The 12306-nt window shown below is 71.1% G+C and carries 10 protein-coding genes; 4 read left to right on the top strand and 6 right to left on the bottom strand.

Translation table 11 applies throughout. The features are described from left to right. Window positions 1-72 precede the first annotated feature (72 nt). Genes ABD987_RS05910 through ABD987_RS05885 form a run of 6 tightly spaced genes read right to left on the bottom strand, consistent with a single transcriptional unit; the run spans window position 73 to window position 8229 of the window. The gene (locus ABD987_RS05910) at window positions 73-2769 is read right to left on the bottom strand and encodes a glycoside hydrolase family 2 protein (protein ID WP_345387761.1); all 2697 of its coding nucleotides are present in this window, start codon (window positions 2767-2769) and stop codon (window positions 73-75) included. A gap of 47 nt (window positions 2770-2816) precedes the next feature. Further along, the gene (locus ABD987_RS05905) at window positions 2817-3815 is read right to left on the bottom strand and encodes an acyl-CoA dehydrogenase family protein (protein WP_345387759.1); all 999 of its coding nucleotides are present in this window, start codon (window positions 3813-3815) and stop codon (window positions 2817-2819) included. Beyond that, window positions 3812-4753, bottom strand: a complete 942-nt coding sequence (locus ABD987_RS05900) for an acyl-CoA dehydrogenase family protein (protein WP_345387757.1) — start codon at window positions 4751-4753, stop codon at window positions 3812-3814. The genes ABD987_RS05905 and ABD987_RS05900 overlap by 4 nt, the downstream gene beginning before the upstream one ends. Beyond that, on the bottom strand, window positions 4750-5883 hold the full coding sequence (locus tag ABD987_RS05895) for an acyl-CoA dehydrogenase family protein (RefSeq protein ID WP_345387755.1): 1134 nt from the start codon (window positions 5881-5883) through the stop codon (window positions 4750-4752). Before ABD987_RS05895 ends, ABD987_RS05900 begins: the two co-directional genes overlap by 4 nt. Beyond that, window positions 5883-6728: an enoyl-CoA hydratase gene (locus ABD987_RS05890; RefSeq protein ID WP_345387753.1), complete on the bottom strand. Its 846-nt coding sequence runs from the start codon at window positions 6726-6728 to the stop codon at window positions 5883-5885. Before ABD987_RS05890 ends, ABD987_RS05895 begins: the two co-directional genes overlap by 1 nt. Then, the gene (locus tag ABD987_RS05885; RefSeq protein ID WP_345387751.1) at window positions 6721-8229 is read right to left on the bottom strand and encodes a FadD3 family acyl-CoA ligase; all 1509 of its coding nucleotides are present in this window, start codon (window positions 8227-8229) and stop codon (window positions 6721-6723) included. The genes ABD987_RS05890 and ABD987_RS05885 overlap by 8 nt, the downstream gene beginning before the upstream one ends. Before the next feature lie 119 nt (window positions 8230-8348). Between ABD987_RS05885 and ABD987_RS05880 the strand changes: the two genes are divergently transcribed. The 4 genes from ABD987_RS05880 (at window position 8349) to ABD987_RS05865 (ending at window position 12139) form a co-directional block, all read left to right on the top strand. Next, window positions 8349-9491, top strand: coding sequence for an acyl-CoA dehydrogenase family protein (locus tag ABD987_RS05880; RefSeq protein WP_345387749.1), 1143 nt, complete (start codon window positions 8349-8351; stop codon window positions 9489-9491). Continuing rightward, on the top strand, window positions 9488-10264 hold the full coding sequence (locus ABD987_RS05875) for an SDR family oxidoreductase (RefSeq protein ID WP_345387747.1): 777 nt from the start codon (window positions 9488-9490) through the stop codon (window positions 10262-10264). Before ABD987_RS05880 ends, ABD987_RS05875 begins: the two co-directional genes overlap by 4 nt. 89 nt (window positions 10265-10353) lie before the next feature. Beyond that, entirely contained in the window at window positions 10354-10992 is a 639-nt protein-coding gene (locus tag ABD987_RS05870) for a TetR/AcrR family transcriptional regulator (protein WP_345387745.1), read from the top strand. Beyond that, window positions 10985-12139, top strand: coding sequence for an acetyl-CoA C-acetyltransferase (locus tag ABD987_RS05865; RefSeq protein WP_345387743.1), 1155 nt, complete (start codon window positions 10985-10987; stop codon window positions 12137-12139). The genes ABD987_RS05870 and ABD987_RS05865 overlap by 8 nt, the downstream gene beginning before the upstream one ends. Window positions 12140-12306 lie beyond the last annotated feature (167 nt).

The raw sequence follows: 12306 nt of genomic DNA, 5'->3' as shown, positions 1-12306 counted from the left end.
CTTTCGAGCGGCGTGACCGTGGAGAATCCTGTGTACACCAGGCTTCGTACGGGGGCAGGCCCCACCAGGCGCTCAGCCCAGCGGCGCCGCCAGTTGCCGGGTGTCGACGTTGACGCCGTTCAGCCGGACCGCGGGTTCGGTGTTGTTCAGCTGAGCGCGGCGGTACTTCGCCGTCAGCGTCATCGATTCGCCCGGCCAGAGGGTGACGTAGTCGTCGCTCCAGATCGCCGGCGCGACCTCGGTGTCCCCGGCGATGACGGTGGCCCGGAGAAAGAACGCGACCTGGTCTCCGGGATTGGTGAGGGTGACGTGGGTGGTGACGTCGTCCCCGCGGGCTTCGCTGGACGCCGTGGCCGACACGGTTCCCTTGGCGAGCCGCCGGAGGCCGCTGAGATCGGCGTACGCGGTCTGGGGGCTCAGCCGCCATTCGTCGGCTTCGGTGTTCACCTCGTCCGGTTGGGTCGAGAGCCAGTAGACGTTGCGGTCGACGACGTTTCCCTGTGCGTCACGCAGCAGAAGCCGGACGAAGTAGGTGGTGGAGATCCCGTCCGGGACGGGCACGGTGTCCAGCGTGGACGCCGCGTTTCCCTTGGCGGTCACCGGGTTCGTGGTGTGGTCGTAGCGCTGAGTGCCGTCGAGGTCGAAGACCGTGGTCTGCACGGACAACGGTCCCGCGTCCCGCAGGCCGGTGTTGACCAGCGCCACGGCGGCGTTGTCGTAGCGGTACTGCACGTGCAGCGGCCGCAGCGCGGTCCGGGCCCCGAAGTATCCGCCGGAAGGCGCCATCGAGTGGTCGTACAGATGCCAGAACAGGGAAGGCCAGGCGTTGTTCAGCAGCCAGTAGATCGTGCCCGTCGACGGTCTGTCCGTCGCGGACTGCTCGGCGCCGTACGCCTCGAACTGGGCGCGGTTGACCTCGTAGTTGGCCAGCTGCGACTTCTCGACGAAGTCCGCGAGGCCGGTGGGCTTCCCGTAACGTCGTTCGAGCGCGGTGGAGTACTCGGCCAGCCGGTCGAAGTTCTCCGACCAGGAGAGGTGGAACTGCGGCTTGTCGCCGTGCTGCCAGAGATCCGCCAGCTCCTGGGGCGAGAGGATTTTCTCCAGGCTGCCCAGCTCCGGGATGGCGGGCCCGGGCCCGTGCTCCGCTTCGAAGCCGAACGCACCGCCCTTCTGCTTCCCGTACCAGTAGGACGGTGGCACCCACCAGTACGGGCCGAGGCCCTTGTTCCCGGACGCGCCCAGCAGAGGGCTCGTGCGCCAGCCGATGGAGGAGATCACCGGCGCCTGCCAGTCCGACGCGGCGAGCCCGTCGAGGTATTCCTTTTCCACCTCGGGCGTGGGCGCGGTGTCACTGCCCACGTAGAACCCCAGAATGCTCGGGTGGTTGCGCAGCCGGTGCCCTTCGGTGACGGCGGAGGCCCTGGCGACGGCGTGGTCGGCCGGGGTCCACTTGGCGTAGGCCTGCCACTTCGTGCAGCATTCCCAGCCGGGCAGCAGCATGATGCCCAGCCGGTCGGCGAGCTGGTAGAACTCGTCGTTCTCGCCCTTGCCCTCCAGCCGGATCGTGTTCAGCCCGAGATCGCGGATGTAGGAGAACTCGTCCTGGAGCCGCCGGGCGTCGGAACGCAGGAACAGATCGGGCACCCAGCCCGCCCCGCGCACGAGGAACGGTTTACCGTTGACGAGGTAGTACCGGTCCCCGCCGCCGTTGAGCCGGGACTGGACGTCACGGACGCCGAAGTCCGTGCTCGCCCCGTCGGACGGGGTGCCGTCCGCGGACACCGCCATCGCCAGGCGGTACATCGGCTGATCGCCCATCTGGGCCGGCCACCAGACCCGGGGCCGGTCGAGATGGATCGGCTCGAAGGTCACCGTCGTGGTTTCGTGGGGTGCGAGGGTGACGTCCTTCGCGAAGGAGAGCGTGCCGATCTTCCCGGTGGCCCGCGCCGCGACCGTCCGGTCGGTGTTGTTCGCCAGCTCCGCCCGGACGGTCAGCTCGGCCGACTCCAGGCCCGGCAGTGCCAGCCGGGTGACCACGCGGGGATCGCGCAGCGACACCGCCCCGGTCTCGACGAACCGGACGTCCCGCCAGACACCCATGTTGTTGTCCGGCGGCGGCTGGTTCCAGTCCAGGAATCCGATCGACAGGTCGGGACAGGGCTGGGTGTCGGGGTCCAGACACAGCGAGGACGGGAACACCTTGACGGCCAGCGCGTTGGCCCCGGGACGCAGCAGCCCGGAGACGTCGAAGCGGTGCGCCGGGTAAGCACCCGCGACCACGTCCGTCCCGGCGATCATGGTGCCGTTGAACCACACCTCGGCCTTGGGGATCACGCCGCCGGGCAGATCCACGAAGGTGTGCCTGCCCGGCGCCGGTGCGGCGGTGACGGTCGTGCGGTACCACCACGGCACGGTGAAGTCCTTCGGATCCACCTTGTCCCGCAGGTTCGCCGAATAGTTCAGGTCCGGGTAACGGCCCGCCGCGACGAGCCCGCCGAGCACGGTCGAGCGCGCCGGCACGGCGGTCCACGCGCCATCGTCGTAGGACGGCGAGGACAGCGCGGCGCCGTCGTCCCCTGCCTCGGTGCCCGACCGCAGCCGCCAGCCGGGCACGGTCCGTACCTGCCCGGCGACGGCGGCGGGATCCGGCCCGGCGCCCGCCGGCCCGTCCGAACCGGTCAGCAGGAAGGGCAGGATCAGGACGACGACCAGCCCCGGAATCACCCGTCTCGCCCACTGAGTCCTTGCCCACTGCGTCGATCTCGGCACGCTGGTTCCCCCTCGGAATGCGATGAGGGAACTGTAGCGCGCCGGGGTCAGCCGATCGGGCGTACGCGCGGCAGGTGCCGGTGTGGCGCGCCGAAGAGCTGCGCCGCGCCGTGCGCGCGTTTGAAGTACCGGTGGGCCGGATGTTCCCAGGTCGCGGCGATCCCGCCGTGCAGCTGGATCATTTCGGCGGCGACCGTGCTCAGCGCCTCCGAGCAGTGCACCTTCGCGACCGCGGCGAGTCGTGGCGACTCCGGTGCCGCGTACGCCGCCGAACGCGCCGTCTCCACCAGCACGTGCAGGTCGGCCATCCGGTGCTTGAGAGCCTGGAAGGACCCGATCGGGCGGCCGAACTGGTGACGCTGCCCGGTGTACTCCACGGTCAGCTCCAGCGCCCGCGCCGCGGCACCGGCCTGTTCGGCGGCGAGTACCGCGCACGCGAGGTCGCGGATCGGCGCCGGATCGACCGGCCCGAGCGGGCGTGCCGGAGCGTGGTCGAAGGTGATGGTGGCGAGCGCGCGGCTTTCGTCCATCGCCGGTACGGCCACCCGGCGCACACCGTCCTCGCGAGTGTCCACTTCGTACAGTGTGGGCCCTTTTCCGGTCTCGGCCAGGACAAGGAGAATCTGCGCTGTATCGCCGTAGAGGACGTAGTGCGCCGAACCGTCCACTGTGGATTCGGTGCCTCGGCAGGCGAGCCCGGTGGACGGCCAGGAGCCCTCGTCGCCCGTCCACGCCACCGCGCCCACGGTGCCTTCGGCGAGCCGGGGGAGAAGCCGCGCGCACGCGTCCTCGTCACCGCATGCCAGCAGGGTGTGCACGGCGAGTACCGCGGAGCCGAGGAACGGCGTGTCCGTGAGCGCCCGGCCCAGTTCCTCGGCGACGACCTGGACGTCGGTGATTTCCGCGCCGAGCCCGCCGAACCGCTCGGGGACGGCGAGCGCGGCGACGCCGATCTGCCCGCACAGCGCGGGCCATGGGTCGGCCTCCCGGCCCAGCAGCTTCCGGACGCCGGCGCGGAGTTCGTCCTGCTCCGGGGTGAACGTCATCGCGCCACCGTTTCGAGCACGCGCCGCCGGTGGAGCTCCGCCGTCCCCCACGCGGAGACCAGCGCGCGGACCCGGGCAAGCCGCAGGCCGAGCGGATGCTCGGCGGTGTACCCGATCGCGCCGTGCACCTGGAGGCCGGTGCGGGCGGCGAGCAGCGCGGCCTCCCCGCAGGCGACCTTCGCCGCCGAGACGTCCTCCGGCGCCATCGTCACCGCCGCCCCGTACAGCAGCGGCCGGGCGAGTTCGAGCGCGGTGACCACATCGGCCAGCAGGTGCTTGATCGCCTGGTAGCGGCCGATTTCGCGACCGTACTGGCGGCGTTGCCCGGCGTAGGTCACCGACGCGTCCAGGAGCCACCGCCCTGCGCCGAGCAACTGGGCCGCGGTGGCCAGCACGCCGAGTTCGAAGGCGCGTCCGGCGTCGTGGGCCGGACCGAGATCGGCGCCGGGGGTACCGGGGGACAGCCGCCGCGAACCGTCCAGAGAGGACAGTGCGGCGCCGGGGGTGAACGAGCGGAGGCGGGCTCCGTCGACGGCGAGCCGGATCTCTGCGACCTCCGCGTCCAGCGCGTAGGGGACGTGCGGGGCGAAGAGGACCGACGCGAGGGTCTCGCCGGTGGCGAGCGGGGTGAGCCGTTCGTCGCCGAGCAGCGCGGGCGCGACGGCCACCGTGTCGGTCCACGGCCCGGGAACGCAGTACTCGCCGAGCACTTCGCAGGCGACGACGAGATCCGCCACCTCCGCCGCCAGCCCGCCGAAGGCTTCCGGGACGGCAAGAGCCGTGACGCCGAGATCGGCGAGCCGGCGCCAGATCTTCAGCCCGGGAGCGGGGTCGCCAGCGGCCCATGCCCGGTTGGCGGCATCGGTATCCAAAGTGGACAGAAGATCGCCGAGACTGGTGGCGAAACCGGTTTGCTCGGCGGACAGCGCGAACCTCATCGTGCCTCCTTCGGCAGGCCGAGCAGGCGTTCGGCGACGATGGTGCGCTGGATCTGGTCGGTGCCGCCGTAGATCGGGCCCGCCAGCGAGAACAGCCAGCCGTTCGTCCACGGCCCGCGCAGCTCCGCGGCCGGGCCGAGCACCTCCAGCGCGGTCTCGTGCAGCGCGACGTCCAGGTGTGACCAGAACAGTTTGTTGACACTCGACTCGGGCCCGAGCTCGGCGCCTTCGGCGAGCCGGGTGAGCGTGCCGAAGGTGTAGAGCTGGTAGGCGCGCGCGCCGATCCAGGCGTCGGCGACGCGCTCGGCCGTCGCGTCGGGCCGGTCCGCGCCGGACCACAAGTCGACAAGACGATCGGCGGCGGCGAGGAACCGGCCGGGGCTCCGCAGCGAAAGACCGCGTTCGTTGTTGGCGGTCGTCATCGCGACGCGCCAGCCCTCGCCGGGGGTGCCGATCACGTACTCGTCCGGGACGAACACGTCGTCGAAGAAGATCTCCGCGAAACCCGGCTCGCCGTCCAGCTGCGGAATGGGGCGGACGGTCACGCCCTCGGCCCGCAGATCGGCCATCAGGTAGGTGAGGCCGCGGTGACGCACGGCGTCCGGATCGCTGCGGAACAGCCCGAACGCGCGGTCGGCGAACGCGGCACGGGAACTCCACGTCTTCTGGCCGTTCAGCAGCCAGCCACCGTCCACACGGGACGCCGTGCTGCGCAGCGCCGCGATGTCGCTGCCCGCCTCCGGTTCCGACCAGGCCTGCGCCCAGACCTCCTCGCCCCGCGCCATCTTCGGCAGGATCCGGCGCAGCTGTTCCTCGGTGCCGTGGGAGAACAGCGTGGGCGCGAGCATGAACAGGCCGTTCTGGCCGACCCGCCCCGGCGCGCCCGCCGCGTAGTACTCCTCCTCGAACAGCACCCACTCCAGCAGGCTCGCGTCCCGGCCGCCGAACTCCCGTGGCCACGAGACGACCGACCAGCGCGCGTCCGCGAGCCGGGCCTCCCACTCGCGGTGCCGGGCGAAACCCTCCGCGGTGTCGAACGAGGGCAGCGGCTCGGCGGGCACGTGTTCGGCGAGCCACGCGCGGGCCTCGTCGCGGAAGGCGCGCGTCGCGGCGTCCAGATCGAGATCCATCAGGCATTCCTTCCCGCGTCCCGCATCGACCGCGCGTCCTGGCCGCCGAGCGAGTCCCCGCCGGACAGTTCGGCGTTGTGGGCGTGCGCGAAGTGGTGCAGCCCGAACACCGAGTCCATCCCGGACCGCAGGCCCATCAGGTCCTCGGCCTGGTTGACCGCCTTCTTCGCCAGCGCGAGCCCGAACCGGGGCATCACCGCGATCTTCTCCGCCAGCGCGAGGGTCTCGGCCTCCAGCTCGGCGCGGGGCACGACCCGGTTGAGCATGCCCCATTCCTTCGCCTGCGCGGCACTGAACCGCTCGCCGGTGAACAGCACCTCCTTCGCCGCCCTCGGCCCGAGCACCCACGGGTGGGCGAAGTACTCGACGCCGGGAATGCCCATGCGCACCACGGGATCGGCGAAGAACGCGTCCTCGGAGGCGACGACGAGATCGCACACCCAGGCCAGCATGAGCGCCCCGGCGATGCACGCGCCCTGCACGCTCGCGATCGTCGGTTTCGGGATTTCCCGCCAGCGACGGCACATCCCCAGGTACACCTCGGACTCCCGCGCGAACCGCTGGTCACCGCCCTCGGCGCCGACGTGGTCCCACCACAGCACGGCCCTGCGCTCGAAGGAGACGTCCGCGTCGCGGCCGGGCGAGCCGATGTCGTGACCCGCCGAGAAGTGCTTTCCCTCGCCCGCCAGCACGATCACCTTGACCTCGGCGTCGTCGACGGCGCGGGTGAACGCGGCGTCGAGCGCGTAGGTCATCGCGGAGTTCTGCGCGTTGCGGTACTCCGGCCGGTTCATGGTCACCACGGCGACCGGGCCGCGCCGTTCGTAGCGCACCACCTCATCCATCGGACTCCTCCCGCAGGACTCGCTTGAGCACCTTCCCCGACGGGTTCCGCGGCAGTCCGTCGCGGAACTCCACGTAACGGGGAACCTTGTAGTTGGCCAGGTTTTCCTTGCAGTACGCGATGATGTCCTCAGTGGACAGTTCGTGACCTCGGCGGAGCACGACGTGTGCCTTGCCGACCTCGCCGAGGCGATGGTCCGGAACGCCGACGACGGCCGATTCGGCGACGCCGTCCAACCGGGCCAGCGCCTGCTCGATCTCGGCGGGATAGACGTTGAACCCACCGCAGGTGAACATGTCCTTGAGCCGGTCGGTGATCCGCAGGTTCCCCCGCGCGTCCAGCTCCCCGACGTCGCCGGTGCGCAGCCAGCCGTCCGCGTCGATCGCCTCCCCGGTGGCCTTCGGGTCGTCGAGGTAGCCCAGCATCACGTTCGGGCCGCGCAGCAGGACCTCGTCCCGCTCGCCGAGCTTCACCTCGAACCCCGCGGTCGCCCGCCCCGCGGTCCTGGCGACCAGTTCGGGCGGGTCCTCGGGGCGGCACATCGTGGCGACCACGGCCTCGGTGAGCCCGTACGCGGTGAGCACGGTGGCGAAACCCAGTTCGGCCCGCATCCGTTCGACGAGCGTCACCGGCACCGAAGCGGCGCCGGTGACCGCGAGCCGGAGACTGGACAGCTCGTGCCCGGCGCGCTCCGGCGCCTCCAGCAGCACCTGGTAGATCGTCGGCGCGCCGGGCAGCACGGTGACGCGTTCGGCGTCGATCAGCCGCAGCGTCTCGGCGACGTCGAAGGTGCGCTGCGGCAGGATCGCCGCCCCGGTCAGCAGCCCGACGACGATCCCCGCCTTGTAGCCGAAGCTGTGGAAGAACGGGTTGATCACCAGATAGCGGTCGTCCGCGCGCACCCGGCCGCAGTCCGCCCACGCCGCCGCGACACCGAGGACCTGCCGGTGGCTGCTCATCGCGCCCTTGCTGCGGCCGGTGGTGCCCGAGGTGAACAGGATGTCGCTGACGTCGTCCGGCCGGGCCGGGCTGGTGAACTCGTCGTCGTACGCGGCGAGCGCCTTCCATTCGGTGACGCCGGCCAGCTCCTCCTCGACGCCTTCGACTGGGACACGCAGCACGGTCGGCGGCAGTGCCCCGCCGAGCGCCGCGACCCGGTCGACGCCGAGGAACCGGCCCGTCACGACCAGCGCGGACACCTTCGCGCGGGTGAGGACGTCGGTGATCTCCGGCGTGGTGAAGCGGGTGCTGACCGGCACGAGGGTCGCCCCGGCGTACAGCGCGCCGAGGGCCGCGACCACCCAGTGCCAGGTGTTGGGGGAGCAGACCGCGACGCGGTCTCCTGGCCGGATTCCCCGGTCCTGGAAGAACCGCGCACAGCGCCGCACGTGCCGCCGCAGGTCGGGGAAGGTCAGCCGGACGTCGCCGTCGACGACCGCTTCGTGGTGGGCGAAGCGCTCCGCCGCGGCGTCGAGTGCCGCCGGAATGGTCGGCTCCCGCATCGAGACCTCCCTAACAAGTGCTTGGTAGGGTAGCCTACGCAGGAGTCCCCGATTTGGCCAGCGGCACGAGTACGCGGCGAGGCTGGAGTCCATGGAGAAGTGCTCAGTGAGGAGGAGCCTTGGCGGACACCGATTTCCGGGCGCGGATCCGGAGCTGGCTCGCCGAGCGGCTGGGTGGCGGGTTCGCCGCGCTGCGCGGCCTCGGCGGTCCCGGCCGTGAGCACGAGGCGTTCGAGGAGCGGGTCGCCTGGGAGAAGGAACTGGCCGCCGGCGGCTGGAACTGCCTCGGCTGGCCCGCCGAGTACGGCGGGCAGGGCGCTTCGTTCGAGCAGCAGGTGATCTTCCACGAGGAGTACGCCCGCGCGGACGCCCCGGCGCGGGTCGGTCATGTCGGCCAGGAACTGCTCGGGCCCACCTTGCTCGCGTTCGGCACGGCGGAGCAGAAGCGCCGGTTCCTGCCCCGGATCGTCGCGGTCGAACAGCTGTGGTGCCAGGGCTATTCCGAGCCGGGCGCCGGGTCCGACCTCGCGGCCGTGTCGACGTCGGCGCGGCTCGAGGGCGACGAGTGGGTCATCAGCGGGCAGAAGGTTTGGACCTCGCTCGCGCACGTCGCCGACTGGTGTTTCGTGCTGGCCCGCACCGAACCCGGCTCGAAGCGTCACCACGGGCTGTCCTATCTGCTGGTCCCGATGCGACAGTCCGGAGTGGACGTCCGGCCGATCCGGCAGATGACCGGGACCTCGGAGTTCAACGAGGTGTTCTTCTCCCGTGCGCGCACCGCGAAGGACCTCGTCGTCGGCGAGCCGGGGGACGGCTGGCGGATCGCGATGGGCACACTGGCCTTCGAACGCGGTGTCGCGACGCTGGGCCAGCAGGTCGGGTTCCGGCGGGAGCTGGAGGCGCTGACCGAGCTGGCGGAGAAGAGCGGGGCGGACGCGGATCCGTTCGTGGCCGAACGGATCGACCGGGCCTGGGTCGGCCTAGAGGTGATGCGGGCGCACGCCGTCCGCGCGCTCGGCGACACCGCGCCGGGCGCCGCGTCGGTGGCGAAACTCGTCTGGTCGGACTGGCACCGATCGCTCGGCGAGCTGGCGATGCTCGTGCGCGGCGCGGCGGGCATGGTCGCGCCGGACGGCTTCGACGCCTGGCAGCGGCTGTATCTGTTCTCCCGCGCCGACACGATTTACGGCGGTTCCAACGAAATCCAGCGCAACATCATCGCCGAGCGCGTACTCGGCCTGCCTAGGGAGGCCAGGGCGTGATTCCCGTGCCGAAGTATCCGGAGGGCGCGAACCTGTTGCGGGACAAGGTGGTCGTGGTGACCGCCGCCGCGGGCACCGGCATCGGCTCCGCCGTCGCGCGGCGCGCGCTGGAGGAGGGTGCCCGGGTCGTCGTCAGTGACCAGCACGAACGGCGGCTGGCCGAGAAGGCGGCGGAACTCGCCGAGTTCGGCGAGGTGTACGCGATCGCCTGCGACGTCACGCGGGAGGAGCGGGTCCAGGCGTTGATCGACGGCGCGGTGAGCCGGTTCGGCAGGCTCGACGTGCTGATCAACAACGCCGGGCTCGGCGGGACGAAGTCGTTACTGGAGATGACCGACGAGGAATGGTCGCGCGTGCTCGACGTCACGCTCAACGGCACCTTCCGCGCGACCCGCGCGGCCCTGCGGCGGTTCGCCGCGCAGGGCGGCGGCGGCGCGATCGTCAACAACGCCTCGGTGCTCGGCTGGCGCGCGCAGGAGGGCCAGGCGCACTACGCGGCCGCGAAGGCCGGGGTCATGGCGCTGACCCGGTGCGCCGCGGTGGACGCCGCGCACTGCGGTGTCCGGGTGAACGCCGTCGCCCCGAGCATCGCGATGCATCCCTTCCTGGCCAAGGTGACCAGCGACGAACTGCTCGCCGAGCTGACCGCCCGCGAGGTTTCCGGGAGGGCGGCGGAGCCGTGGGAGGTCGCGAATGTCATGGTTTTCCTCGCCAGTGAGTACGCCTCGTACCTCACCGGCGAGGTCGTGTCCGTGAGCAGTCAGCATGCGTGAGGTCCAGTTATGAGCGAAGCTTGCGAGCGAATCGTAGATATCATGCGCCAAAGAGGATCGAACGCTGTCTCGCGAAGCGAGTCCATCGCATGAGCCCAGCCGCCAAGAACACCCCCGGATCCCGTCGCGCCGAGCTGCTCGGGCTCGCCGCGCGGCTGTTCGCCGACCGCGGCTACGTCGCCACCACGGTGCGGGACATCGCGGACGCGGCGGGCATCCTCTCCGGCAGCCTGTACCACCACTTCGACTCGAAGGAGTCGATGGCCGACGAGATCCTGACCGGGTTCCTGGACGAGCTGTTCGGGTCCTACGCCGAGATCGTGGCGGAGCGCCGCGGTGCCAGGGAGACCCTGGAGGCCGTCGTGGTGGCCTCGTTCGACGCGATCCACCGGCGGCCCGCCGAGGTGGCGATCTACCAGAACGAGGCCAAGCACCTCATGGGGCTGCCGCGGTTCTCCTACCTCGCCGACCGCAACGCCGAGTTCCGCAAGCTGTGGAACGGGATCCTCACCGACGGCGTCGCCGAGGGCGTGTTCCGCGAGGACCTCGACGTCGAGCTCGTCTACCGCTTCATCCGCGACACCGTGTGGGTCGCGGTCCGCTGGTACAACCCGGACGGCGCGCTGAGCGCCCGCGACGTGGCCGAGCGCTACCTCGGCATCCTGCTCGACGGGATCGCCGCGCCGCCGGCCGGGAAAGAGGACTCGAAGAGGAGGAACCGTGGCTGAAGCCTATGTCCTGGACGCGGTGCGCACCCCGGTCGGCCGTCGTGGGGGAGCGTTGAGCGGCGTGCACTCCGCCGACCTCGGCGCACACGTGATCCGCGCGGTGGTCGAGCGCTCCGGCGTCGATCCGTCCGAAGTGGACGATGTGATCCTCGGCTGCGTGGACACCCTGGGCCCGCAGTCGGGCAACATCGCGCGGACGTGCTGGCTCGCGGCCGGGTTCCCGCAGCAGGTGCCCGGCGTGACGGTCGACCGGCAGTGCGGGTCCAGCCAGCAGGCGGTGCACTTCGCGGCGCAGGCCGTGCTGTCCGGCACGATGGACCTGGTGCTCGCGGGCGGGGTGCAGAACATGAGCGCCGTGCCGATCGGCGCGGCGATGCTCGCCGGGCGCGAGTACGGCTTCGACGACCCGTTCTCCGGTTCGAAGGGCTGGCAGGAGCGCTACGGCGGGGCCGAGGTGTCGCAGTTCCGCAGCGCGGACATGATCGCCGGGCACTGGGACGTGTCCCGCGCGGCGATGGAGGAGTTCGCGCTGCGCAGCCACGAGCGCGCGATCGCCGCGGTCGACAGTGGACGGTTCGACGCGGAGATCGCGCCGTTCGGGGACTTCCGGCGGGACGAGGGGCCGCGCCGGGACACCAGCCTGGAGCGGATGGCCGCGCTGAAGCCGCTGAGCGAGGGTTCGCGGATCACCGCGGCCGTGGCGAGCCAGATCTCCGACGGCGCGAGCGCGACGCTCATCGCGTCGGAGTCCTACGTCCGCGAGCACGGGCTGACACCGATGGCGCGGATTCACACGATCGCGGTACGCGCGGCGGATCCGGTGTGGATGCTCACCGGGCCGATCCCGGCGACGGCGCACGCGCTGAAACGGGCGGGGCTGGAGATCGGGGACATCGACCTGTTCGAGGTCAACGAGGCGTTCGCGAGCGTCGTGCTCGCGTGGCTCGACGAGACCGGGGCCGATCCGGCGAAGGTCAACGTCAACGGCGGCGCGATCGCGCTCGGGCACCCCATCGGCGCGTCCGGGACGAAGCTGTTCGCCACCCTGCTGCACGAACTCGCCCGCACCGGCGGCCGTTATGGGCTCCAAACGATGTGCGAAGGCGGTGGCACCGCCAACGTCACCATAGTCGAGCGCCTCGGCTAGGAACGAGCAGTGTGCGTGAACGCGGGACACCCGTGATCGGAGGCGTGACACGGGTGATTGAAGGCGTAACACGCGTGATGGGACGAGGGTACGGGTCCGAACACGCGAGTTACGCCGCTGATCACATGAGTTTCGCGGGACCGGCCACCCGTTCTCCCGCCGCGTAG

Origin of the sequence: Amycolatopsis samaneae (assembly GCF_039541975.1) — a bacterium.
GTDB lineage: Bacteria > Actinomycetota > Actinomycetes > Mycobacteriales > Pseudonocardiaceae > Amycolatopsis > Amycolatopsis samaneae.
The sequence above is the reverse complement of the archived record's forward strand: the minus strand, read 5'-3'. Positions and strand labels throughout refer to the sequence as shown.